The organism is Streptomyces sp. VRA16 Mangrove soil (assembly GCF_017377775.1).
Classification (GTDB): Bacteria; Actinomycetota; Actinomycetes; order Streptomycetales; family Streptomycetaceae; genus Streptomyces.
In genome coordinates this window covers 19,301-42,566 of the sequence record NZ_JAFVLN010000029.1, presented here as the reverse complement: position 1 = coordinate 42,566, position 23,266 = coordinate 19,301, and the positions used below count along the sequence as shown (strand labels likewise).

General features: G+C 71.9%; 22 protein-coding genes. 16 read left to right on the top strand and 6 right to left on the bottom strand.

All coding sequences use genetic code 11. The features are described 5' to 3' along the window. Window positions 1–107 precede the first annotated feature (107 nt). The 6 genes from J3486_RS42140 to J3486_RS42115 all read left to right on the top strand — a co-directional run bounded on the left by J3486_RS42140 (window position 108) and on the right by J3486_RS42115 (window position 6,262). A complete protein-coding gene (locus J3486_RS42140) occupies window positions 108–848 on the top strand; it encodes a response regulator transcription factor (RefSeq protein WP_307805178.1) in 741 nt (246 codons plus the stop codon). Further along, window positions 845–2,308: an ATP-binding protein gene (locus J3486_RS42135; RefSeq protein WP_207829531.1), complete on the top strand. Its 1,464-nt coding sequence runs from the start codon at window positions 845–847 to the stop codon at window positions 2,306–2,308. Before J3486_RS42140 ends, J3486_RS42135 begins: the two co-directional genes overlap by 4 nt. A gap of 119 nt (window positions 2,309–2,427) precedes the next feature. Continuing rightward, complete coding sequence (locus tag J3486_RS42130; RefSeq protein ID WP_207829526.1) at window positions 2,428–3,993, top strand: MFS transporter; 1,566 nt, start codon at window positions 2,428–2,430, stop codon at window positions 3,991–3,993. Beyond that, a complete protein-coding gene (locus J3486_RS42125) occupies window positions 3,990–4,613 on the top strand; it encodes a TetR family transcriptional regulator (RefSeq protein WP_207829525.1) in 624 nt (207 codons plus the stop codon). The genes J3486_RS42130 and J3486_RS42125 overlap by 4 nt, the downstream gene beginning before the upstream one ends. A gap of 23 nt (window positions 4,614–4,636) precedes the next feature. After that, complete coding sequence (locus tag J3486_RS42120) at window positions 4,637–5,503, top strand: LLM class flavin-dependent oxidoreductase (protein ID WP_207829524.1); 867 nt, start codon at window positions 4,637–4,639, stop codon at window positions 5,501–5,503. 18 nt (window positions 5,504–5,521) lie between these two features. Continuing rightward, window positions 5,522–6,262, top strand: coding sequence for a leucine-rich repeat domain-containing protein (locus tag J3486_RS42115; protein WP_229379478.1), 741 nt, complete (start codon window positions 5,522–5,524; stop codon window positions 6,260–6,262). 1 nt (window position 6,263) lies between these two features. Here the strand turns inward: J3486_RS42115 and J3486_RS42110 are convergent, their stop codons facing one another. Further along, window positions 6,264–6,833, bottom strand: a complete 570-nt coding sequence (locus J3486_RS42110; RefSeq protein ID WP_207829523.1) for a hypothetical protein — start codon at window positions 6,831–6,833, stop codon at window positions 6,264–6,266. Window positions 6,834–7,061: 228 nt separating this feature from the next. On the opposite strand from J3486_RS42110, the gene hemL reads away from it, so the two are divergent. The 7 genes from hemL to ccsB all read left to right on the top strand — a co-directional run bounded on the left by hemL (window position 7,062) and on the right by ccsB (window position 14,836). Further along, complete coding sequence (gene hemL / locus J3486_RS42105) at window positions 7,062–8,396, top strand: glutamate-1-semialdehyde 2,1-aminomutase (protein ID WP_207829522.1); 1,335 nt, start codon at window positions 7,062–7,064, stop codon at window positions 8,394–8,396. Next, entirely contained in the window at window positions 8,393–9,103 is a 711-nt protein-coding gene (locus J3486_RS42100; RefSeq protein ID WP_207829521.1) for a histidine phosphatase family protein, read from the top strand. Before hemL ends, J3486_RS42100 begins: the two co-directional genes overlap by 4 nt. Before the next feature lie 208 nt (window positions 9,104–9,311). After that, window positions 9,312–10,580, top strand: a complete 1,269-nt coding sequence (locus J3486_RS42095; RefSeq protein WP_207829519.1) for a hypothetical protein — start codon at window positions 9,312–9,314, stop codon at window positions 10,578–10,580. Window positions 10,581–10,646: 66 nt separating this feature from the next. Beyond that, entirely contained in the window at window positions 10,647–11,267 is a 621-nt protein-coding gene (locus J3486_RS42090) for a TlpA disulfide reductase family protein (RefSeq protein ID WP_207829518.1), read from the top strand. Window positions 11,268–11,273: 6 nt separating this feature from the next. After that, a complete protein-coding gene (locus J3486_RS42085) occupies window positions 11,274–12,047 on the top strand; it encodes a cytochrome c biogenesis protein CcdA (protein WP_207829511.1) in 774 nt (257 codons plus the stop codon). Between the two features lie 3 nt (window positions 12,048–12,050). Then, on the top strand, window positions 12,051–13,754 hold the full coding sequence (locus J3486_RS42080; protein ID WP_207829509.1) for a cytochrome c biogenesis protein ResB: 1,704 nt from the start codon (window positions 12,051–12,053) through the stop codon (window positions 13,752–13,754). After that, window positions 13,751–14,836: a c-type cytochrome biogenesis protein CcsB gene (gene ccsB / locus J3486_RS42075; protein WP_207829507.1), complete on the top strand. Its 1,086-nt coding sequence runs from the start codon at window positions 13,751–13,753 to the stop codon at window positions 14,834–14,836. The genes J3486_RS42080 and ccsB overlap by 4 nt, the downstream gene beginning before the upstream one ends. 69 nt (window positions 14,837–14,905) lie before the next feature. On the opposite strand, the gene J3486_RS42070 is transcribed toward ccsB, so the two are convergent. Further along, window positions 14,906–15,892 carry an isopenicillin N synthase family oxygenase gene (locus tag J3486_RS42070; RefSeq protein WP_207829504.1) on the bottom strand — a complete coding sequence of 329 codons (987 nt, stop codon included), beginning with the start codon at window positions 15,890–15,892 and terminating at the stop codon, window positions 14,906–14,908. A gap of 110 nt (window positions 15,893–16,002) precedes the next feature. Between J3486_RS42070 and J3486_RS42065 the strand changes: the two genes are divergently transcribed. After that, window positions 16,003–17,253 carry a PucR family transcriptional regulator gene (locus J3486_RS42065; protein WP_207829502.1) on the top strand — a complete coding sequence of 417 codons (1,251 nt, stop codon included), beginning with the start codon at window positions 16,003–16,005 and terminating at the stop codon, window positions 17,251–17,253. On the opposite strand, the gene J3486_RS42060 is transcribed toward J3486_RS42065, so the two are convergent. Further along, the gene (locus J3486_RS42060; protein ID WP_207829501.1) at window positions 17,202–17,792 is read right to left on the bottom strand and encodes a TetR/AcrR family transcriptional regulator; all 591 of its coding nucleotides are present in this window, start codon (window positions 17,790–17,792) and stop codon (window positions 17,202–17,204) included. The two genes, J3486_RS42065 and J3486_RS42060, sit on opposite strands and share 52 nt — an antisense overlap. 125 nt (window positions 17,793–17,917) lie before the next feature. On the opposite strand from J3486_RS42060, the gene J3486_RS42055 reads away from it, so the two are divergent. Further along, window positions 17,918–18,472, top strand: coding sequence for a hypothetical protein (locus J3486_RS42055; RefSeq protein ID WP_207829499.1), 555 nt, complete (start codon window positions 17,918–17,920; stop codon window positions 18,470–18,472). Further along, on the top strand, window positions 18,469–20,274 hold the full coding sequence (locus tag J3486_RS42050; RefSeq protein ID WP_307805176.1) for a serine/threonine protein kinase: 1,806 nt from the start codon (window positions 18,469–18,471) through the stop codon (window positions 20,272–20,274). Before J3486_RS42055 ends, J3486_RS42050 begins: the two co-directional genes overlap by 4 nt. 1 nt (window position 20,275) lies before the next feature. Here the strand turns inward: J3486_RS42050 and J3486_RS42045 are convergent, their stop codons facing one another. The 3 genes from J3486_RS42045 to J3486_RS42035 all read right to left on the bottom strand — a co-directional run bounded on the left by J3486_RS42045 (window position 20,276) and on the right by J3486_RS42035 (window position 23,260). Then, a complete protein-coding gene (locus tag J3486_RS42045) occupies window positions 20,276–21,244 on the bottom strand; it encodes a zinc-binding dehydrogenase (protein WP_207829498.1) in 969 nt (322 codons plus the stop codon). 57 nt (window positions 21,245–21,301) lie between these two features. After that, window positions 21,302–22,708, bottom strand: a complete 1,407-nt coding sequence (locus J3486_RS42040) for a cytosine permease (RefSeq protein WP_207829497.1) — start codon at window positions 22,706–22,708, stop codon at window positions 21,302–21,304. A 102-nt stretch (window positions 22,709–22,810) separates the two neighbouring features. Continuing rightward, complete coding sequence (locus tag J3486_RS42035) at window positions 22,811–23,260, bottom strand: nucleoside deaminase (protein WP_207829495.1); 450 nt, start codon at window positions 23,258–23,260, stop codon at window positions 22,811–22,813. Window positions 23,261–23,266: the final 6 nt, after the last annotated feature.

Sequence of the window (23,266 nt, the reverse complement as noted above, 5' to 3'; positions counted from 1 at the left end):
CGGATCAGGTAAGCCGCCCTTCGGGTGGCGGTGAGAGGCGGGTAAGAAGCCTTTTGGGGGACGCCTGATCAGGCGATGCGCACAAGGTCGGGAGGCACACTGGCTGCGTGTCGCAACCCGCTGTTCCCGCATCCGCCCCCTCGTCGCCGGCCGGCCCCGCCCCGACGGTGCTCCTCGCCGAGGACGACCGGCCGATCCGCAACGCCCTGGAGCGTGCCCTGACGCTGGAGGGCTACGTCGTCACGGCGGTCGCCGACGGTGTCGAGGCGCTCGCCGCGGTGCACAGGTCCCGGCCCGACATCCTCGTCCTCGACGTGATGATGCCGGGGATCGACGGACTCCAGGTCTGCCGGGTGCTGCGCGCCGAGGGCGACCGCACACCGATCCTGATGCTGACCGCGCTCGTGGAGACCCCGGACCGGATCGCCGGGCTCGACGCGGGCGCCGACGACTACGTGGTCAAGCCCTTCGACGTCGAGGAGGTCTTCGCCCGGCTGCGCGCCCTGCTGCGCCGCACCGCCCCGGCCGAGCCGCCCGAGGCCCCCGACGACCAGGTGACCGCCGCCGATCTGCGCATCGACCCGGCGGCCCGGCGCGCCTGGCGCGGCAACCGCGAGCTGGAGCTGACCCGGACGGAGTTCGACCTCCTGGAGCTGCTGGCCCGCAACAGCGGCATCGTCCTCGACCACGCCACGATCTACGACCGCATCTGGGGCTACGACTTCGGGCCGGGGTCGAAGAACCTGGCGGTGTACGTCGGCTATCTGCGGCGCAAGGTGGACGAGCCGGCCGGGGTGCCGCTCATCCACACGGTCAGGGGCGTGGGGTACGTCCTGAGGGAAGGGTGAGCACGGGCCCGGCCGCGGCGGAGCCCGCGGAGACCACCCCCGCGGGGCGCCGGCGCGTGCCGCGGAGCCTGCGCGCGAAGCTCGCCGTCTCCTTCGCGGCGGTGGCCGCGGGTGTCACCGCGCTCGTCGGTTTCCTCTCCTACGACTCGGCGGCCCGGCTGGTCCGCGTCGACCAGGAGGCCGTCTTCGACGAGATCGTGCACGATCTGCGCCAGCAGGTGCGTGCCGATTCCCTCGGCCCGCAGGACTTCGTCTCGGGTGACGCGGACCACGACAGCCCGCGCGACGAGCTGACCCGGCTCGCCCGCACCGACGTGCAGGTCCTCGGCCCGCACGGTGCGATCGTCGACGCGGGCACCCCGAAGCTGCCGGTCGACCGGTCGGCCCGCGCGCTGGCGGACGACAAGATCGCGGGAAGGGTCGACAAGGACGACGACGTACAGATCGACGGCGACGAGTTCCGGGTGGCGACCGTGGCGCTCGGCGACGGCCGCGGCGCGGTGCAGGTCGCGCAGGAGTTCAGCGACACCGAGGACCTGCTGGCGGAGCTGCAGCGGCGGACGATCCTGTTCGCGGCCGCGGTGGTCGTCGCGGCCGGTCTGTTCGGCTGGTGGCTGGCCCGCCGGATCACGTCCCGCCTGGTCAGGCTCGCGCAGACCGCGGAGGGCGTGGCGTCGACCGGCCGCCTCGACGTCGCGGTCCCGGTCACCGGCGGCGACGAGGTCGGCAGCCTGGGCCGTTCCTTCGACCGGATGCTGGGGCGGCTGGCCCGCTCGGTGGAGGACCAGCGCCGGCTGGTCCAGGACGCGGGGCACGAACTGCGCACCCCGCTGACGTCGCTGCGGACGAACATCTCGCTGCTGCGCCGCATCGACGAGCTGCCGCCGGCCGTCCGCGAGGAACTGGTCGCCGACCTCGCCCAGGAGTCCCGCGAACTGACCGACCTGGTGAACGAGTTGGTGGAGCTCGCGGCGGGCAAGGAGGACGACGAGCCGGTCGTGGAGGTGGCGCTCGCGGAGACCGCGGGGGACGTCGCGACCCTGGTCCGGCGCCGCACGGGGCGCACGGTCACGGTCCGGGTGACGGGCGACTCCACGAGCCGCGGCCGCCCGGCGCAGTTGCAGCGCGCCGTGTCCAACCTGGTGGAGAACGCCGCCAAGTTCGACACCGGCGGCACGGCGCCGATCGAGATCGTGGTCACCCGGCTCGCGGGATCGGGCGGCGTCCGCGTCGAGGTCCTCGACCGCGGCCCCGGCATCGCGGACGCCGAGGCGGACCGCATCTTCGACCGCTTCTACCGGGCCCCGGCCGCCCGCAGCCTGCCCGGCTCGGGCCTCGGCCTGTCGATCGTGCGGGAGGTCGCGGCGGCCCACGGCGGCGTGGCGTTCGCGGCGCGGCGGGACGGCGGGGGAGCGGTGATCGGGTTCGTGGTGAAGGGGGTCGAGGGCGCCGAGCGATAGGGAGGGAGTGAGAGTGCGCACTTAAATGAGGGTCCGATGGATATTGACAGTCGACTCTCATTTGGGAGTAATCTGTCATCAGGTCGCACTCCCGCGTCCTCCAGCCTGCGGAGGCCCTCATGAACAGCACCGCAAGCACCACTCCGGCGAGCGGAGCCCGCAAGTGGCTCGCCCTCGCAGCCCTCACCCTCAGCGTCCTGATCGTGGGACTCGACGGCACGGTCATCAACGTCGCTCTGCCGACCATCGCCTCCGGGCTCCACGCCACCAGCGCGCAGCTCCAGTGGATCGGCGGCGGCTACCTGCTCGCCCTGTCCGTCGCGATGCTGCCCGTGGGCCGGCTCGGCGACCGCTTCGGGCACAAGAAGGTCCTGCTCGGCGGGATCACCCTGTTCGGGCTCGCGTCCCTGGCCGGCGCGGCCGCCGGATCGCCCGCCGGAGTCATCACCGCCCGCGCCGTGCTCGGCCTCGGCGCCGCCGTGATCATGCCGCTGTCCATGGCGATCCTGCCGCGCGTCTTCAGCAAGGACGAACTGCCCCGCGCGGTCGCCGTCTGGACCGCCGCGACGGCGCTCGGCATGCCGGTCGGCCCGCTGGTCGGCGGCTGGCTCCTGGACCACTTCTGGTGGGGCTCGGTCTTCCTCTTCAACGTTCCCGTGGCCGCCGTCGCCCTGGTCGCGGGCCTGTGGCTGCTGCCCTCCGACGACGGACTCACGGCCGTGAAGGCCCCGTTCGACGCCCTCGGCGCCGCACTCGGCGCGGGCGGCACCATCGCCCTCGTCCACGGCACGATCCGTATCCCCACCGACGGCTGGACGTCGCCGGGCGTCATCGCCTCCCTCGCCGCCGCGGCCGTGCTGCTCACCGGGTTCGTCCGGCACGAGCGCCGCACCGCCCACCCGCTCGTCGACCTGAACCTCTTCGCCGACCGCAGGTTCCGGGTCGGCACGCTGATCGCCGTGTTCGTGAACTTCGCGGTGATGGGCATCCTGTTCGTCGCCCCGCAGTACCTGGAGGCGGTCCTCGGCAACGACTCGTTCGGTACGGGGCTGCGCGTCCTGCCCCTGATCGGCGGCCTGATGGCGGCCGCCACCGTCAGCGAGTCCCTGGTGCCGCGGCTCGGCGCCCGCACCGTGATCCCCGCCGGGCTCGCGCTCCTCGCGGCCGGCGCCCTGCTAGGCGCCACCACCGCACCCGGCGACGGCTACGGCTTCACCGCGCTCTGGCTGGGCCTGACCGGGCTCGGCTTCGGGCTCGCGGTCGTCCCGGCCACCAGCCTCGTCATGGGCGTCCTGCCCGAGACCGGCACCGGCTCCGGCACCAGCCTCCTGGAGACCGTGCAGCAGCTCGGCGGCACCCTCGGCGTCGCGGGCCTCGGCAGCCTGCTGGGCTACGGCTATCTGCAGCGGCTCGACACGGACGGGCTGCCCGCACCGGCCGCGACCGCCGCCGGTGACTCGGTCACCGGCGCCGACGCGGTAGCCGACGGGCTCCACCTGCCCGGCCTCGCCGACTCCGCGCACGCCGCGTTCGTCCACGGCATGGACCTGGTCCTGGCCGGCTGCGGCATCCTGGCCCTGCTCGCTTCGGTCGCCGCGGCCCTGCTGCTACCCCGCGGGAGCGCGGACGGTGCGGCCACGGAGGTGGCCCGTTCGGTGCCCGAGCCCGCAGAATCGCTGATATGACGACGCGTGCGACACCGGCGAAGACGGCACCGGCCAAGCCCCAGGGCCTGCGGGAGCGCAAGAAGCAGCAGACCCGGCAGCGCATCCGCGACGAGGCCTACCGCCTCTTCGCGGAGCACGGCTACGAGGCCACGACCGTCGACCAGATCGCCGAGGCCGCGGACATCTCGCCCTCCACCTTCTTCCGGTACTTCCCGTCGAAGGAGGAGGTCGTCATCGAGGACGAGTACGACCCCGCGCTCGCCGAGGCGCTGCGGGCCCGCCCCGCGGACGAGCCGATCGTCGACGCGCTGCGCGGCGCCCTCACCGGCCCGCTCGGCTCCATGCTGGAGGGCGATCTCGAACAGCTGCTGCTGCGCACCCGGATCACCTTCACCGACCCGGCGATCAGGGCCCGTTCGGTGGCCGAGCAGGAGCGCAGCGAGCGGGTCGTCGCCGAGGTGATCGCGGAGCGCACCGGCCGCGACCCCGGCGAGCTGGAGATCAAGTGCGCGGCCGCCGCCCTCATCGCCGTCTTCACGACGCTGGTGCGGCACTGGGTGGAGGGCGACGGCAAGGAGGACCTGCTGGCGCTCTACGACCGCCATCTGCCCATGCTGGGGAGGGGGTTCAGCTTCTGAGGCCGGCGGGTGAGGATGCCCGTATGCGCTTCTCCCTGAACATCCCGAACTTCGGCGACTTCGCCGACGCCCGTACCGTCGCGAAGACGGCCGCCGCGGCCGAACAGGCAGGCTGGGACGGCCTGTTCATCTGGGACCACGTCGTGCACGACAAGCGGGTCCAGCGCGGCAAACCGTTCGGCGACCCGTGGATGCTGCTCACCGCCGCCGCCCTCGCCACCCGCCGGATCCGGCTCGGCGTCCTGGTCACGGCCGTGCCCCGCTACCGCCCCGAGCAGCTCGCCCGCCAGGTCGCCACGCTGGACGCGGTCAGCGGCGGGCGGGTCGTCTTCGGGGCCGGGCTCGGCGGGCCCGCCGACGACGAGTACGGCAGCTTCGGCGACACCGTCGACCGGGCCGTGCACGCCGAACGCCTCGACGAGGGGCTTGAGTTGCTGACCCGCTACTGGTCGGGGGAGACCGTCGACCACAGCGGCGCCCACTACCGCGTCCAGGAGACGCAGCTGCTGCCCGCCACCGTGCAGCGGCCCCGCCCGCCCGTCTGGGTCGGCGGCTTCTGGCCCCACCGGCGGCCGATGCGCCGGGCGGCCCGCTGGGACGGCGCGGCCCCGTTGTTCACCGACGCCCTGCACGGCGTCCCGCCGCGCCCCGAGCGGCTCGCGGAGGTCGTCTCGTACGTGCGCGAGCACCGGGCCGACCCCGAGGCACCGTTCGAGATCGTCGCGGGCGGCCTCACCCCCACGGAGAAGGGCAAGGCGCTCGACATCATCGGCCCGCTCGCCGACGCGGGCGCCACGTGGTGGGACGAACGGCAGCTGCAGAGCGGAGGATTCATCGACTCCTACGAAGCCGTCACCCGTCGCCTCGAAGTGGGTCCGCCCAGCCTGTGAGCCCGCTACTGTGCCGCCATGGGTGGGGATGATCAGCGGCCCGAGCCGCCTGCGCGGGTCTTCGTCAACCGGTTCGCGGCGGATGCGGCCACCGCGCCCGCCGCCGACCGCTGCGACTGCTTCCAGGGACCCCGGGAGCGGCCCCTCGAACTGCACACCGACCGTCAGGACACGACCGCGCCGGGCTGGCTGCACCTGCTGGAGCTGATCGACGAGGCGGCGGCAGACGGGCGCGAGGTGTTCCGGCCGCTGGCGGAGCTGAGCCCCGCCGAGCGCCGCCAGATCGTCACGCTCCCCGCGGCCGTCGCCAAGCTCACCGAGGTCAAGCACTTCGTCCTGTACGGCAGCAACCTGGTACGGATCCCGCCGGAGATCGGCGCCATGACGAGCCTGGAGGGGTTCGAGCCGTACACGTCCTACCGGCTGCACTGGTTCCCGTACGAGATCACGCGCTGCACGCGGCTGTGTCGGAGCACCGTCAGCACCCGTGCCCTGTACGGGAACTACAAGTACCGGCCGCCGTTCCCCCGGCTGTCCTCGAAGCCGCAGCCGGTGCCCGCCGGGCGCCGTTGCAGCGTCTGTGCGCGGGAGTTGACCGACGGCACGGCGCGCTGGACGTGGCTGTCGCTGAGGGTTGCCACCGATGTGCTGCCGCTGCTCGTACAGGCCTGCTCGCAGGAGTGCCTGAACGCGTTGCCCGAGGGGGACGCCCGGCACGCGCCGTCGCCGCACCAGGGCGGTCTCGTCGACGAGGTGTGACTCAGGGCCAGACGAGGCAGTACGGCTGATGCCCCGCCTCGTGCAGGCGGTGGCTGAAGTCCTGCCATTCGTGCAGGAGTTGGTACACGTTGAACGCGTCGCGGGGGCCGCCCCGGTCGGGGACCGTCGACCAGATGAACGCCGCGGCGCCGACGGCCTCCTCGCCGACCCCGCGCAGCGGGTCGACGACCGTCATCGGCAGCTTCACCACCGCGTAGTCGGGGTGCAGGACCACGAGCTCCAGCGGCGGGACCTTGTGCAGGGGTATGCCCTGGATGCCGGTGAGGACCATCGCGGCCATCGTCTCCGGCTTGATCTTGGTGAACATGCCGCCCATGCCCAGCTCGTCACCGCCGAGCTCCTCGGGCCGCATGGAGATCGGGACCCTGGCCGCCGTCGCGCCGTCGGGCGCGCCGAAGTATTTGTACGTCACCCCCACCCGGCCACCATTCCCGCTCGCGCTCCCCACCATCGGCTCCTCGCGGTCGTCGCGCCGGTGCTTCCCCCGCCGGGCACGCCGGGGGCCCAGGTCGTCGGTCCCCTCGCCCAGTCCGCCGCCACCGCGATGCATATCTCCACCCGACTGCTGTTCCAGGGCGCCAAGGCCCTTTTCTAGGCCGCGCGAGTGCCGACGCGCAACCCGATCATCGTGTCAGTGACCTCCCCCACGGTCACCCGCCGAAACGTGCCGACGGAACAACTGCGCGAGCACCGGGCTCGCAGGGGCTTGATGGGGAGAGTCTAGGTCGCCGCGGGTCCGCGCGGAGGGGCCACGGGAGACGGGCCGTACGCTGAGTGCATGGCAGAGGCGAACAACACCCCCTATCCCTACGAGGCACCCGTCTCGCAGGGACTCTTCGACCGCGCGTCCGTCGTCACGCCGGGTGGCGTGAACTCTCCGGTGCGTGCCTTCCGCGCCGTGGGCGGTACGCCCCGTTTCATGGTGTCCGGTACCGGTCCGTATCTGACGGACGCGGACGGACGCGAGTACGTCGACCTCGTGTGCTCGTGGGGGCCGATGATCCTCGGCCATTCCCACCCCGAGGTCATCGCGGCCGTGCAGGAGGCCGTCTCCCGCGGCACCTCCTTCGGCACGCCCGGTGAGGGCGAGGTCGCGCTCGCCGAGGAGATCGTCGACCGGATCGCGCCGGTCGAGCAGGTCCGCCTGGTGTCCTCCGGCACCGAGGCCACCATGTCGGCGATCCGGCTCGCCCGCGGCTTCACCGGCCGCGCCAAGGTGATCAAGTTCGCCGGGTGCTACCACGGGCACGTCGACGCGCTGCTGGCCGCGGCCGGCTCCGGCGTCGCCACCTTCGGTCTTCCCGACACCCCGGGCGTCACCGGCGCCCAGGCCGGCGACACCATCGTCCTGCCGTACAACGACATCGAGGCGGTGCGGGCCGCGTTCGCCGCGCACCCCGGCGAGATCGCCTGCGTCATCACCGAGGCGTCGCCCGGCAACATGGGCGTCGTGCCGCCGCGCGACGGCTTCAACGCCGGCCTGAAGGCGGCGTGCCAGGAGAACGGCGCGCTGTACATCTCCGACGAGGTCATGACCGGCTTCCGTACGTCGAAGGCCGGATGGTTCGGTGTCGACGGGGTCGTGCCCGACCTGATGACCTTCGGCAAGGTCATGGGCGGCGGCTTCCCGGCCGCGGCCTTCGGCGGCCGCGCCGACGTCATGGCGCACCTCGCCCCGGCGGGCCCGGTCTACCAGGCGGGCACCCTGTCCGGTAACCCCATCGCGACCGCCGCCGGCCTCGCCCAGCTGCGGCTCCTCGACGACGCCGCGTACGCCAAGGTCGACGCGGTCAGCGAGCAGCTGCGCTCGCTCGTCTCCGAGGCGCTCACCAAGGAGGGCGTCGCGCACCGCGTGCAGAACGCCTCCAACATGTTCTCGGTGTTCTTCACGGGGTCCTCCGACGAACCGGTGAAGAACTACGACGACGCGAAGGGCCAGGAGTCCTTCCGCTTCACCGGGTTCTTCCACTCGATGCTGGAGCAGGGCGTCTACCTGCCGCCGTCCGCCTTCGAGTCCTGGTTCGTCTCGACCGCCCACGACGAGCGGGCGATCGAGCGCGTCGCCGCCGCGCTCCCGGCCGCCGCCCGCGCCGCCGCGGAGGCCACCGCATGAGCGACGGCACGAGCAACGGCATCGCGAAGAGTGACGACGACATCACCGTCGTCCACCTGATGCGGCACGGCGAGGTCCACAACCCGGAGGGGATCCTGTACGGGCGGCTGCCCGACTACCACCTGTCCGAGCTGGGCCGGCAGATGGCCGACCGGGTCGCCGAGCACCTGTCGGCGCGTGACATCACGCACGTCGTCGCCTCCCCGCTGGAGCGGGCCCAGGAGACGGCGACGCCGATCGCCAAGGCGCACGGCCTCGACCTGGACAGCGACCGCCGCCTCATCGAGGCGGGCAACGTCTTCCAGGGCAAGACCTTCGGCGTCGGCGACGGCGCGCTGAAGAACCCGGAGAACTGGAAGCACCTGGTCAACCCGTTCAAGCCGTCCTGGGGCGAGCCGTACATCGACCAGGTCGTGCGGATGATGGGCGCGCTCGACGCGGCGAAGGACGCGGCGCGCGGCCACGAGGCAGTCTGCGTCAGCCACCAGCTGCCCATCTGGATCGTGCGCAGCTACGTGGAGAAGCGGCGGCTGTGGCACGACCCGCGCAAGCGGCAGTGCACCCTCGCCTCCCTGACCACGTTCACGTACCGCGGCGACCGGATCGTCTCCGTGGGCTACACCGAACCGGCCATCGACCTCGTCCCCGCGCACCTGCGGGCCGGGGCCAAGCCGGTGAAGGGCAAGGACAAGGCGTTCGGCGCCTGACGCTCCGCCCCTCCCGCCGCAGTCCAGGACCGCGGCACCGCACTACCGCGGAAAGGCCGCCGTCAACCGGCGGCCTTTCTGTGTTCCTCCTCTACGGCTCGTCAAATCACCCCAAAAGCGTCCCAATTCGGGGAACCTGCGTGTTCCTCGCGCCCTCTAAGGAGGTGCCCACCGTGAATGGGTGCAGAGCGCGAGGAATGGGGACGGTATGCGCGATGTCAGTCGTAGGGGACTCCTGGGGATGGGAGCGGGCGCGGCCGCGGCGGTGGCCGTGGCCGGCTGCGGCTCGGGCGACACCCCCGCCGCGTCCCCGGGCGGACAGGGCAGGCCCGGCCGTCCCGGCACGCCCCAGCAGCCCACGGCCAAGCCGATCGGCGACGGCTCGACCGCGTACACCGGCAAGCAGCCCAAGCAGCCGGGCGCACCCGAGCGGCTCGAACCGGGCCGGCGGCCGCCGCAGTTCGTGATCTTCTCCTGGGACGGCGCGGGCGAGGTGGGCAACGGCCTGTTCCCGCGCTTCCTCAAGCTCGCCGAGGACCACGGCGCGCACATGACCTTCTTCCTCTCCGGGCTCTATCTGCTGCCCGAGGACAAGAAGCGCCTGTACCGCCCGCCGAACAATCCGGTCGGCGCCTCCGACATCGGCTATCTCACCGACGACCACATCAAGGCGACGCTGAAGAACGTCCGGCAGGCCTGGCTCGACGGACACGAGATCGGCACGCACTTCAACGGGCACTTCTGCGCCGGCGGCGGCACGGTAGCCAACTGGACGCCCGCGCAGTGGCGCAGCGAGATCGACCAGGCCACGTCCTTCGTGAAGGAGTGGCGTACCAACACGGGGTGGACGCAGCTGCCCTCGCTCCCGTTCGACTACGACAAGGAACTGGTCGGCGGCCGTACGCCCTGTCTGCTCGGCCAGAACAATCTGCTGCCCACCGCCCGCGAGCTGGGCTGGCGCTACGACGCCTCGTCGCCCGGTGGCCGGCAGCGCTGGCCGGACAAGCGGATGGGGGTCTGGGACCTGCCGCTGCAGGCCGTCCCGTTCCCCGGCCACTCCTTCGAGGTCCTGTCGATGGACTACAACATGCTGGCGAACCAGTCCCGCAACTCCACGCGCGCGCCCTCGTACAACTACCCGGGCTGGCGCAAGCAGTCCGCCGCGGCCTACATCGCGGGCTTCAAGCGGGCGTACGAGACGAACCGGGCGCCGTTCTTCATCGGCAACCACTTCGAGGAGTGGAACGGCGGCATCTACATGGACGCCGTCGAGGAGGCCCTCAAGCACATCGCGGCCACCGCCGAGAAACACAGTGACGTGCGGCTCGTCTCCTTCCGGCAGTTCGTGGACTGGCTGGACGCCCAGGACCCCAAGGTGCTGGACAAAATGCGCACATTGGACGTGGGGCAGCGTCCGGCCGAAGGCTGGCAGAAGTTCCTCGCGAAGCCGCGCAAGACCTCGGAAACCCCCTCCTGAAGTGGCGCTTCTCCGTCATGAGGGGGGTGCCAAAGATCCCTTGAACGGACATGCGAAACTTTTCACATGAGTGCCGCCTGCCGCGCCCCCCGCACCGCCGCGACCACGCGCCGCGCCGCCCAGCTGACCGTAGGAGCCGCCGCCGCGGCCCTGGTCCTGACGGCGTGCAGTGGTGGTGGCGTCAACGGGAACGGCAACAACACCAACTTCGTGACGAGCACCGGCGGGATCTCCACCGTCAAGAAGGGCGACCGCAGCGACGCCCCTGTGCTCACCGGCAAGGACCTCAACGGCAAGCGGATGAGCACCGCCGACTACAAGGGCAAGGTCCTCGTGGTCAACATCTGGGGCTCCTGGTGCTCGCCGTGCCGCGCCGAGGCCAAGTACTTCTCCAAGGTCTCCGAGCAGACCAAGGACAAGGACGTCCAGTTCATCGGCATCAACACGCGGGACGCCCGCACCGACTCGGCGATCAACTTCGAGAAGGACTACGGGATCACCTACCCGAGCTTCTACGACCCCTCGGGCAAGCTGCTCCTCAAGTTCAAGCCGGGCACGCTCAACCCGCAGGGCATCCCCAACACGATCGTCATCGACCGCGACGGAAAGCTCGCCGCGCGCTCGCTCAAGGCGCTCAACGCCACGAGCCTGCACGAGATGATCGACCCCGTGATCGCGGAAAAGTGATCCCAGGTGCCCCCCACACTCGTCTCCCTCGCCGCTGACGGAATCAACGGCACCGTCGCGAGCGGTGCCCTGGTGGTCGCGCTGCCGATCGCCGTCCTCGGCGGACTCGTCTCGTTCTTCTCGCCGTGCGTCCTGCCGCTCGTCCCCGGCTATCTCTCGTACGTCACCGGGATCAGCGGCACCGACCTGGCCGAGGCCCGGCGCGGCCGGATGGCCGCCGGCGCCGCCCTCTTCGTGCTCGGTTTCACCGTCGTCTTCGTCTCCGGCGGCGCCCTGTTCGGGTACTTCGGGCAGACGCTCCAGGAGTACCGCGACGTCCTGTCCAAGATCCTCGGCGTCTTCATGGTGCTGATGGGGATCTTCTTCCTCGGCCTGATGCCCTGGCTCACTCAGCGCGAATTCCGCTTCCACAGGCGGCCGGTGGCCGGGCTCGTCGGCGCCCCGATACTGGGCGCCCTGTTCGGCATCGGCTGGACGCCGTGCATCGGCCCCACGCTGGCCGCCGTGAACACCCTCGCCTTCCAGGAGGGCAGCGCGGGCCGCGGCGCCATACTGATGGTCGCGTACTGCCTCGGCCTCGGCGTCCCCTTCGTGCTCGCCGCGATCGCCTTCCGCAAGGCGCTCGGCGCCTTCGGCTGGGTCAAGAAGCACTACACCTGGGTGATGCGGATCGGCGGCGGCATGATGATCCTGACCGGCGTCCTCCTGCTCACAGGTGCGTGGGACAGCCTTGTTCAGCAGATGCAGACCTGGTCCAACGGCTTCACGGTGGGAATCTGATCCATGAGCACCACACACACCGACAACAGTGAGCAGGAAGCCGCGGCCCAGCTCAGCACGGCTCCCGAGGAGGACCGCGCGCCGAACCTCCCCCAGCTGGGAGTGATCGGCTGGGCCCGCTGGTTCTGGCGGCAGCTGACCTCGATGCGGGTCGCGCTGATCCTGCTGTTCCTGCTCTCGCTCGGCGCGATCCCCGGTTCGCTGATCCCGCAGGCCGACACGAACCAGCTCAAGGTCGACGACTTCAAGAAGACCCACGACACGCTCGGGCCGCTCTACGACAAGCTCGGGATGTTCCACGTCTACAGCTCGGTGTGGTTCTCCGCGATCTACATCCTGCTGTTCGTCTCGCTGATCGGCTGCATCATCCCGCGCACCTGGCAGTTCGTCGGCCAGCTCCGCGGCCGCCCGCCGCGCGCGCCCAAGCGGCTCGACCGGCTGCCCGCGTACGCGACCTGGCGCACCGCGTCCGACGCGGAGTCCGTGCACACCGCGGCCCTGGAGCTGCTGAAGAAGCGGCGCTTCCGCGCGCACGTCACGGGGGGCTCGGTCGCCGCGGAGAAGGGCTATCTGCGCGAGGCCGGGAACCTGGTGTTCCACGTCGCGCTGATCGTGATGCTGATCGGTTTCGCCACCGGGCAGCTCTTCAAGTCCGACGGCACCAAGCTCGTCCTGGAGGGCGACGGCTTCGCCAACACGCTCTCCCAGTACGACGACTTCTCCTCCGGCAGCCTCTTCGACACCGACACCGGACTCGCCCCGTTCAGTTTCACGCTGAAGAACTTCGAGGGAACGTACGAGCGCACCGGCCCCAACAAGGGCACCGCGCGCACGTACAAGGCCGACGTCACCTACAGCCAGGGCGCCGACGGCAAGGCGAAGAAGGCGACCATCAAGGTCAACGAGCCGCTGGTCGTCGACGGCACCAAGGTCTTCCTCTCCGGCCACGGCTACGCGCCCGTGCTGACCGTGCGCGACGGCAAGGGCGACAAGGTGTTCAGCCAGCCCGTGCCGATGCTCCCGCTGGACTCCAACCAGACGTCCTCCGGCGCCGTCAAGGTCATGGACGGCTACCGCGACAAGGGCGGCAAGAAGGACCAGCTCGGCTTCAAGGCGTTCTTCGTGCCGACGTTCGCCGGCGCCGGCAAGGGCCAGATGTTCTCCCAGTTCCCGGCGCTCGACTTCCCGGTGCTCGCGCTGTCCGCGTACCACGGCAGCCTCGGCGTCGACTCCGGTCTGCCGCAGAACGTGTACCAGCTGGACACGACGAACCTGAAGGAGTTCAAGGACTCCAAGGGCGGGCTGTTCAAGCAGATGCTGCGGCCCGGCGAGACCATGAAGCTCCCGAACGGCGCCGGCTCGATCACGTTCGAGAAGGACGTCAAGGAGTGGGCGACCTTCGAGATCGCCAAGCAGCCCGGCACCGACTGGGCGCTCGCCGGCGCCATCGGCGCCATCGCGGGCCTGGTGGGCTCCCTGTTCATCCAGCGCCGCCGCGTCTGGGTGCGGGCCACCACCGGTCCCGACGGGATCACCGTCGTCGAGACGGCCGGGCTCGGCCGCAGCGAGTCCGCGAAGCTCCCCGAGGAACTGGGCGTGCTCGTCGAGCAGCTCCACGACCGGGCGCCGAGCGCCCCAGAAGACACCGATTCCGAGACCCCCGAACCACCCACAGCTGTTCCTGCCGCCGAAGGGGCTGAGAAGTGAATCTCGCCGCCGCGACCAACGAGAACCTGGCGCACATCAGTAACGTCCTCATCTACTCGTCGATGGCCGTCTACCTGCTGGCCTTCTTCGCCAACATGGCAGAGTGGATCTTCGGCAGCCGCAGCAAGACGGGTCGAGCCGCCGCCGCGCTGACCCAGCAGCCACAGGCCAAGGCCGCGGCCCCCGCGGTGCAGGTGAAGAAGAACGGCGGCACCGCCGTTCTGGAGCGGCCGCAGGTCGTCACCCGGGCCGCGTCCGGCTCGCGCGGTGACGTGCCGGACGGCCCCGGCGCCGCCGCCGGCGACGAGCAGGGCGACCTCTACGGCCGGATCGCGATCTCGCTCACGGCGCTCGGCTTCCTCATCGAGTTCGGCGGTGTCCTCACGCGCGCGCTGTCCGTGCAGCGTGCCCCGTGGGGCAACATGTACGAGTTCAGCATCACCTTCTCCACCGTCGCCGTCGGCGTGTACCTGGTCCTGCTGGCGATGAAGAAGAACGTCCGCTGGCTCGGCCTGCCGCTGGTCATCACGGTTCTGCTCGACCTCGGTCTCGCGACCACCGTGCTCTACACGGCGAGCGACCAGCTGGTCCCGGCGCTGCACTCGTACTGGCTGTACATCCACGTCTCGACCGCGATCTTCTGCGGCGCCGTCTTCTACGTCGGCGCGGTCGGCACGCTGCTCTACCTCTTCAAGGACTCCTACGAGAACAAGCTGGTCAAGGGCGGCAAGCCGGGCCGGTTCGCCACCTCGGTCCTGGAGCGGCTGCCCGCCTCGGCCTCGCTCGACAAGTTCTCGTACCGGGTGAACGCCGCGGTCTTCCCGCTGTGGACGTTCACGATCATCGCGGGCGCCATCTGGGCCGGTGACGCCTGGGGCCGCTACTGGGAGTGGGACCCGAAGGAGACCTGGTCCTTCATCACCTGGGTCGCGTACGCCTGCTACCTGCACGCCCGCGCGACGGCAGGCTGGAAGGGCCGCAAGGCCGCCTACCTGGCGCTGATCGCCTTCGGCTGCTGGCTGTTCAACTACTACGGCGTGAACATCTTCGTCTCCGGCAAGCACTCGTACGCCGGGGTGTGAGGCACGCGCAGGAGGGCCGGTTCCCGCTCGGGGACCGGCCCTCCTGCATGTCGGGACGTCGCGAACGGCTCAGCCGACGGTGATCGCGTCCAGCTTCCCCCGCAGGTACACGTGGGAGTCCACCGGCTCGTACGCCACCTTCCCCTTCGGCGCGGGCACCGGCTCGACCGTCGTGGCCGGGTCGCACTCGTAGAAGTAGACGAGCGACATCAGCTCCTCGGCGGGCGCGTCCGCCGGGGGCGGCAGCACGCGGTGGCGGCCCGAGCGCCAGCGGTCGCCGGTCCAGCGGGCCATCAGGTCGCCGATGTTGATGGTGAACGCGTCCGGGTCGAACGGCGCGTCCTCCCAGCCGCCCTCGTCCGTGAAGACCTGCAGGCCGCCCTTGCCGGCCTGCCGGTCCAGGACCGTGACCGTGCCGAAGTCGGTGTGCGGGCCGATCCGGAACTGACCCGGCTCGGGCGCGCCGACGACCTCGGTGCCCGGGTACCAGTTGATGTTGAAGCCCCAGGTGGGCCGGGCCGTGTGCCGGGTGAAGAAGTCGGCGGGCTCGTCGAGGGCCACCGCGAGCAGTTCCAGGAGCTGGTCGGACAGGGCCCGCATCTGCTCCAGGTACGTGTGCACCAGCTCGCGCAGCTCGGGCGCCTCCGCCGGGAAGACGTTCTCGCCGGACCACTCGGCGTGCACCGCCGGATCGTCGAAGGCGGTGTCGGTGGCGAAGGAGATCGACTCCTTCAGGTCCGGCGGGGTCTCGGTGCCCTCCGAGTAGCCGTTGGCCTCCGCGCCGGGGCCCAGCCAGCCGCGGCCGCCGACCTTCACCGCGTACGGCTCCTTCACGGCGGCGGGCAGCCGGAAGAAGGCGCGGGCCGCGTCCCGGATCCGGGTCCGCAGCGCCGGGTCCACGCCGTGGCCCGTGACCAGCAGGAAGCCGGCGGTCTGCAGGGCCGAGTCGACGGTCGCCGCGATCCCGGCGCGGGCCGCCGGGTCGCCGGACAGCCACGGCTTCAGGTCGATGGTCGGGATGCGAGGCGTGGACGTGCCACCGGAGGAAGCGCTCATGCGTCCACTTTCGGGCCGGGGAAACACCGGGGCAACGTGCGCGCCGTACTCTCCGGGCAGTCCGTACCCCGACGGAATGTCCGCAGGTCCCGCGCACCCTGGAGGTCTCCGTGCCCGCACTCACGCTCCGCGAGATCCTGGCCCTCGACGTCGTCGCCGACGCCTCGCCCGAACTGCTCGCGGGGGAGGGCGCGGTGGACCGGCCGGTGCGCTGGGTGCACTCCAGCGAGGTGTACGAGGGCGCGGGCTTCCTGGACGGCGGGGAACTGCTGCTCACCAACGGCTTCGCGTTCCTCGGCGCCGACGAGGGGGCGCTGCGGCGGTACGTGCGCGAACTCGCCGCCCGCGGGGTCGCCGGGCTCGCCGTGGAGGTGGGGCGCTCCCTGGAGCGGATGCCCGAGGACGTGGTGGCGGCGGCGCGGGAGCTGGGGTTCCCGCTGGTCGCGCTGCGCCGGGTGGTGCCGTTCGTGCGGATCGCGGAGGCCGCCAACCGGGCCATCGTCACGCACGGCATCGCCGCCCGCGCGGTGCCGGTCGTGCGGGCCGTCGACCACGGGGCCGCGCTGCTCGCCGACCTCGCCGACGGGCAGGCCCTCAACCAGCCGGAGGTGGCGGCCCGTTCGGCGCTCGCCGGGTTCCGGCCGGGGCCGGGGGTGCGGCTCGTCGGCGTCTCCGTGCACGGCCCGCAGGCCGCGGCTCTCCGGGCCCTCGTCGCCGTCGGGGGCGGCCTGCGCGCCGCGTTCCCCGGCGATGTGCTCGCCCTCGTGGTGCCGCCGCCGGGCCGGGACGCGGTCCGCGCCGTGCAGGACGCGCTGCGGGCCGCCGCCGAACCCGGGCTCACCGTCGCCGTCGGGCACGCCGTGGCCGCCGACGACGGCTGGCTGCGCTGGAGCGACACCCTGCGCGCCGCCCGGACGACGCTGGAGCTCGCGCTCACCGTGCCCGCGGCCGAACCGGCGTACGGGGAGGGCCCGTTGGTGACGTCGTCCCGGGCGCTCGCCCTGGAACGGGAGCTGACCCGCGGTGGCGTCGAGGCCAACCGGGACCGGCTCGCCCGCCTCGTCGAGCACGTGCTCGGGCCGCTGCTCGCCTGGGAGGCCGTGCACGGCAGCGACCTGGTGCGCACCCTGGAGGTCCATCTGCGGCACGGCTGCAGCCCGACGCGGACCGCGGCGCTGCTGCACATCGGGCGGCAGTCGCTCTACCAGCGCCTGGAGCGGATCGAATCGCTGCTGGGGGTGGAGGTCGGCGACCCGGAGCTGCTCGGGGAGCTGCTGGCGGCGGCGTGCGCTGCCCGGGTGGTCGGCGTTCAGAGCTCCAGCGCGCGCCAGATCCTGTCGGGCAGGGTGCGCGCGGCCTGATCCAGGTCGACGTCGCCGACGGAGAGCCAGCGCCGGGCCACGGCGACGACCGGGCCGAGCACCAGGCTCTCCAGCAACGGCGTGGGCAGCGGGGCGAGTTCGCCCGAGGCGATGTGCCGCTCCAGCCACGCCGAGACCGGGGACAGGCGTGCCTCCTGGCTGTCACGCAACTGCCGGGCCTGTGCCATGCCGAGCCGGTCCGCGTAGGAGGAGTGCAACAGGCGGGCGGCGTCCGGGTGTTCGCCGACGAACGCCAGATAGGCCCGGACGACCGCGTGGATCCCGGTGCGTGCGGTCCTGGCCCCGGTGAGCGCCTCGGTCACGTCGTCGAGGAGCCGGCCGAGCCACTGCAGCAGCAGGGCGTTCATCAGCCCGTCGACGCTGCCGAAGTGGTGGTACAGGCTGCCCAGGCTCACCCCGCTGGACGCCGTCAGCGCGCTGACGGTCACACCGGCCTCGCCCTCGTCGGCGTAGACCGCGAGGGCCGCGTCGAGAAGGCGCCCGGCCGTCTCGGCGCCGCGCTGCTGCTTGGGGCTCATGGTGGAAGTCAGCGTAAAGCACGAGGCAAAGCCGCATGTCAGCGGCTGCTCTCCGGTTGTGTTTCTGAAGTGAATTTCTAGAAAGTCACTCCAATTCGATGACGTGCTGCGTCACACTGGCCCTCGTGCCAGAGAACTCCATAGCCCCCACACGGAGACGCGTCCGTCCGACGGTGCTCGCGGCGGCGGCCCTGACCGTCCTCGCCCTGCCGGTGCTGACCGGCTGCGGCGAGAGCGAGAACGACGCGGCGTCCGGCTTTTCGCCGTCGTACGCGCCGACCTACTCACCGACCTACTCGTACGCACCCTCCGACCAGCCGAGCGACCTCTACTCGCCCACCGACGACGACGCGTCGTCGTACGACGACCCGTCCTACGGCGAATCGGCGGACACCGAACCCAGCGAGGACCCCAGCCCGTACACCTCGGGCACCTGCCTGAACGGCACGCTGCCGGACTCGACCACCGCGCAGGCCGTGAACGACGTCGACGAGGTGGACTGCTCCGCCGCCGATGCGCACTACAAGGTCATCCAGACGTTCCCCATGACGTCCGACATGTCCCAGTGCAACGCCAACTCCCAGACGCAGTACGCCTTCTCGTCCCGCTACACCATGAACGGCGCCGTCGTCAGCGAGTACGTGTACTGCCTGGTCGGCCTGGGGTCGTACGCGCGGTGAGCTCCGAGGAGACGGGCGGGTTCGACCTCGCGGGCAGCGGGGCCGAACCGCTGCGTGCGACGGACCCGCGGCACATCGGCACCGTCCCCCTGCTGGGGCGGCTCGGCACCGGCGGCATGGGGCGGGTCTACCTCGGTGTCGTCGACGGCCGGTTCGCCGCGGTCAAGCAGATGCTGGCGTCCGTCGTCGCCGAGGACCGCGGCTTCGTACGGCGCTTCGGGCAGGAGCTGGACAACCTGGCCCGCCTGCCGGCGGCGGCCACCGCGCCGCTGCTCGACGGTGACCGGGACGCCGAACCTCCGTGGTTCGCCACGGAGTTCGTTCCCGGTATCACCCTCGCCGAGGCCGTCGAGCGCCACGGGGGAGCGCTCGACGGCCCCGGCCTGTGGTCGCTGCTCGGTTCGGCGGCCGAGGGCCTCGCGGCCGTGCACGCCCTCGACATGGTGCACCGCGACCTGAAGCCGTCCAACGTGATGCTGACCTCCGGCGGTGTCACCCTCATCGACTTCGGGATCGCCCGCGCGGCCGAGCAGAGCCAGCTGACCCGGACCGGTCTCGTCGTCGGCACGCCCGCCTACATGTCGCCCGAACAGGCCAACGGGGCAAGGAGGTTGAGCTCGGCCTCGGACGTCTTCTCGCTCGGGCTGCTCGTCGCGTACGCGGCCGGCGGACGCTGGCCGTTCGGGGACGGCGAGGGCAGTCCGCTGTACCGGATCGTGCACGACGAGCCGGACCTCGGTCCGGTGCGCGCGCGGGACCCACGGCTCGCCGATGCCGTGGCGGCCTGCCTGGACAAGGACCCCGAGGGCCGTCCGACCGCCACCGAACTCGTCGAACTCGCCGCTCGGCAGGGCGGGTTGGGCGACAGCCCGGTCTGGCCGGGTCCCGTCATGGACCTGGTCGCCGAGCGGGCCGCGTTCGCGGCGCGGGTGCCGGAGGGGACACCCGCGCCGCCGCCGGTCACGGAACCCGAGCCGGAGCAGAAGCGGGAGCAGGCGCCCGGCCGGCGTGAGCGGCGCCGCCGCATGATGCTCGTCGTGCTGCCGGTCGTCGTGGTGGCGGGCGGCGCGTCGCTCGCCCTGCGCCTGCTGCCGTACACCTCGGAGGGCGGCGACGCCGCGGCGTCGACCCCGTCCGCCTCCGTCAGCGCGTCCCTTGACCCCACCGGATCGGCGAGCGCCTCCGCCTCCCGCTCCGCGTCGCCGTCCGCCTCCGCGTCGCCCTCGGCCAAGAAGTCCCGTAAGCCGAAGAAGGACACGTCCGCGCAGGGCGATGACAGCAAGGGCGCGGGCACGGGGCAGGAGGGCGGTAGCGCCTCGGGCGCGTCCGGAGGTGGCGGCGGCGACTCCGGTGGGTCCGGCGGGAGTTCGGGCGCAGGCACCAGCGGCACCAGCGGCGGTACCGGCACCTCGGGCGGCGGGGGCGGCTCCGACACCGCGCCCACCTCGGGCTCGTACCGGCTGAAGAACGCCTCCACCGGCACCTGCCTGGTGCGCACCTCCGGGCCGGAGGTCGGCATGGGCAGCTGTTCGTCCACCGAGGCCACCTGGAAGCTGCTGCCCAGCGGCGGCAGCTTCCAGCTCTACAACGCGTCCACCAGCATGTGCCTCACCAATGCCTACGACGGCCAGAACGTGACCGTGGCCGGGTGCTCCGGGCTCGGCATCGTGTGGAACTGGGGCTCGGGCGGGACGCTGAAGAGCACGAAGAGCAACGGCTGCCTCGACGTGCGGGGCTACATGAGCGGGGTCACCACGGCGACCTGCTCGGGCGCCGCCGCCCAGCGCTGGACCCGGACGTAGCTCAGGCGGCCACGCGCAGCAGCAGCTTGCCCGTGGTCGTGCGGGAGGCGAGGGCGCGGTGGGCCTCGGCCGCGTCGGCGAGGGCGTACTCGCCGGTGACCGGGAGCTCGATGCCGGGGACGGCGAAGGCGTGCTCGGCGAGGGAGCGCAGCTCCTGGGGCGCGGTCTGCGCCAGGCCGAGGATCGAGAAGCCGCTCACGGACAGGCCGGTCGGGTACAGCTCGGGCTGGCCGACCTGCCAGGCCGGGGCGGAGCTCGCGTTGCCGAAGGAGACCAGGCGGCCGAAGACGGCCAGGGCGCCGAGGGTCTCGCGCAGCACGTCGCCGCCGACCGGGTCGAGCGCCAGGTCGACGCCCTTGCCGCCGGTCAACTCCCGTACGGACGCGCCGAATCCGTCGGCGAGGACCACGTCGTCGTAGCCGTACTTGAGCGCGTACGCCGCCTTCGCCCCGCTGGAGACGACGCCGATGACACGGCCCGCGCCCGCCGCCTTCGCGAGCTGCCCGGCGACCGTGCCGACGCCGCCCGCCGCGCCCTGCACGAGCACCGACTCTCCCGCACCGATCCGGCCCACGGTGTGCAGCAGCGCGTACGCGGTCGGCAGCACCGTCGGCAGGGTCGCCGCGGTGCGCAGGTCCGCTCCTGCGGGCAGCGGGAAGGTGGTGACGGCGTCGGCCACGACGACCTCGGCGTAGGCGCCGCCCTCGGTGAGCGCGGCGACCTCCTGGCCGACCGTGAAGCCCTCGACTCCCGTTCCCAGCGCGCGGATCCGGCCGGAGACCTCAAGGCCGGGCACGTAGGGGAGCGACGGCACCCGGTAGCCCTCGGCCCGCGCCTTGTGGTCGGCGAAGTTCACGCCGACGTACGCCACGTCGATCGCCACCTGGCCGGGCCCCGGCTCGGGGAGCGCCACCTCCGCCTGCTCCAGCACCTCGGGACCGCCGTACTGTCCGAACCGCACCGCGCGCATGGCACACCCCTCGTCCGCGACCCTGAGTGTTCGTCGGGCGACGAACACTGGCACGGCTCAGACTGTACGACGCGGAGCGAACACTCGGCAAGCGATCGCGTACACCGCCGCGGCGACCAGGAACCCGACGAGGCAGGTGATGTCGCCCAGCGCCGGCCACCGCTCCGGCGCCCAGCCCACGTACCGTTCCTGGTTGGAGAAGAGCGGCACGGAGACCGCGACACCCGCCAACAGGGCCGCGAAGCCCGGCCAGTTGCCGAACGACCGGTCCGTGAGGCGCGCGGCCAGGACGCTGTCGTCGGTGCCCCGCATGCGCCACCGCTCGACCAGCAGCACGCCCAGCCAGGGCCCGATCCAGTACGCGATGACCAGCAGGAACGTCTCGTACGCGTGCCCGGCGTCGGCCAGCGAGGACCAGGCGGCCGCCGTCCCGGCCAGGCCCGAGACCAGGACGAGCGTGGAGCGGCCGAGCCACTTCGGCAGACGCAGGCCGAGCGAGGTGACCGAGATGGCGGACGAGTAGACGTTGATGGCGTTGGCCGATATCGCGCCCAGCATGATCGACAGCAGCACCAGGTTGCCGAGCCAGCCCGGGAGGTGGCCGGTGAACGCGGCCGTGGGCGTCGCGTCCTTCGGGGCCGCGATCGTCGCCGACGCCGCGCCGATCAGCGAGACCGCCGAGACGGACAGGAAGAGGCCGAGCGCCGGGAACAGGGCCGTGCGCAGCCGGTTCGCGGTGCGCGGCAGATAGCGGGAGTAGTCGGCCGCGTTCGGGTTCCAGCCCGCCGCGTACCCCCACGCCGTGCTGAGCGCAAGGAGGAAGCCGCCGGTCCCGCCGCCGCTGCCGGGCGCCGACAGATCGGCCTTGCCGAAGGTCCACACACCCGCCACCAGGAACACCACGGCGAGGACCGGGAACGCGTACCGCTCGAAGGCGTGCACGAAGTTGTGGCCGATGAAGCCGATCAGGATCTCGGCCGCGACCACGAGCAGGAGAGAGGGCAGCGGGCGCAGGCCGGTGAGCGTGTTCAGGGCGAACGCGGCGCTGACGCTGTTCACCGCGAACCAGCCGACGCCCGCCATCAGCGCGGTCACGCCCGACGGCAGCAGATTGCCGCGGTAGCCGAACGCGAACCGTCCGATCACCATCTGCGGCACCCCGAACCGCGGCCCGTCCAGCGAGAGGACGCCCTGCGTGAGCGCGCCGAGCGCCGTGCCGAGCAGCAGGGCCGCGGCCGCCTGCCAGAAGCTCAGGCCGAAGAAGAGCACCGAGATCACGCCGATGTAGACCGTCGCGAACTCGATGTTGGGAGAGGCCCAGGTCCAGATCAACTGGCGCGGGCTGCCGTGCCGTTCGGCGTCGGGGATCGGATCGGAGCTGGCCGACTCGACGGCGATGACCTTGTCGCCGTAGGCGGGCGGGGCCGGCGGAGCGGCGTCTGTGCTGGTGGAGGCGGTCGTCATGCCCCCTGAGTGTCCGGTGGCGGACGCGCCGCGCACAGGGGCGCACTGTCCGCTTCAGGGGGCGTGACGACGTACAGCTTGTACGGGGGCACCCGGCGACGGCTACTCGCCGATGTCCTCGTTCCACAGCTCCGGGCGGGCGGCGATGAAGTCCTCCATCATGCCGACGCACTCGGGATCGTCAAGCAGCACGATCTCGACACCGTGCTCGGCCAGCCAGTCGTGCCCGCCGTGGAAGGTGCGCGCCTCACCGATGATCACGCGCGAGATGCCGAACTGCCGGACCAGGCCCGAGCAGTACCAGCAGGGGCTCAGGGTGGTGACCATGGTCGTGCCCTTGTAGGAGCGCTGGCGCCCGGCGTTGCGGAACGCGTCGGTCTCCCCGTGCACCGACGGGTCGTCGTCCTGGACGCGGCGGTTGTGGCCCCGGCCGAGCACCTTTCCGTCGGCGGAGTACAGCGCTCCGCCGATCGGGATGCCGCCCTCGGCGAGACCGGCCTTCGCCTCCTCGACGGCGGTGGCGAGCCAGGTGCGGGCGAGATCGAGATCCATGACGTA

Excerpts from the sequence above, each read along its gene's own strand:
- J3486_RS42040 (WP_207829497.1), bottom strand. The coding sequence starts at position 22,708 with ATGACGACCGCCTCCACCAGCACAGACGCCGCTCCGCCGGCCCCGCCC.
- J3486_RS42060 (WP_207829501.1), bottom strand. The coding sequence starts at position 17,792 with ATGAGCCCCAAGCAGCAGCGCGGCGCCGAGACGGCCGGGCGCCTTCTC.
- J3486_RS42125 (WP_207829525.1), top strand. The coding sequence starts at position 3,990 with ATGACGACGCGTGCGACACCGGCGAAGACGGCACCGGCCAAGCCCCAG.
- J3486_RS42130 (WP_207829526.1), top strand. The coding sequence starts at position 2,428 with ATGAACAGCACCGCAAGCACCACTCCGGCGAGCGGAGCCCGCAAGTGG.
- J3486_RS42080 (WP_207829509.1), top strand. The coding sequence starts at position 12,051 with ATGAGCACCACACACACCGACAACAGTGAGCAGGAAGCCGCGGCCCAG.
- J3486_RS42120 (WP_207829524.1), top strand. The coding sequence starts at position 4,637 with ATGCGCTTCTCCCTGAACATCCCGAACTTCGGCGACTTCGCCGACGCC.
- hemL (WP_207829522.1), top strand. The coding sequence starts at position 7,062 with ATGGCAGAGGCGAACAACACCCCCTATCCCTACGAGGCACCCGTCTCG.
- J3486_RS42090 (WP_207829518.1), top strand. The coding sequence starts at position 10,647 with ATGAGTGCCGCCTGCCGCGCCCCCCGCACCGCCGCGACCACGCGCCGC.
- J3486_RS42115 (WP_229379478.1), top strand. The coding sequence starts at position 5,522 with ATGGGTGGGGATGATCAGCGGCCCGAGCCGCCTGCGCGGGTCTTCGTC.
- J3486_RS42100 (WP_207829521.1), top strand. The coding sequence starts at position 8,393 with ATGAGCGACGGCACGAGCAACGGCATCGCGAAGAGTGACGACGACATC.
- J3486_RS42035 (WP_207829495.1), bottom strand. The coding sequence starts at position 23,260 with ATGGATCTCGATCTCGCCCGCACCTGGCTCGCCACCGCCGTCGAGGAG.
- J3486_RS42110 (WP_207829523.1), bottom strand. The coding sequence starts at position 6,833 with ATGCATCGCGGTGGCGGCGGACTGGGCGAGGGGACCGACGACCTGGGC.
- J3486_RS42070 (WP_207829504.1), bottom strand. The coding sequence starts at position 15,892 with ATGAGCGCTTCCTCCGGTGGCACGTCCACGCCTCGCATCCCGACCATC.
- J3486_RS42045 (WP_207829498.1), bottom strand. The coding sequence starts at position 21,244 with ATGCGCGCGGTGCGGTTCGGACAGTACGGCGGTCCCGAGGTGCTGGAG.
- J3486_RS42095 (WP_207829519.1), top strand. The coding sequence starts at position 9,312 with ATGCGCGATGTCAGTCGTAGGGGACTCCTGGGGATGGGAGCGGGCGCG.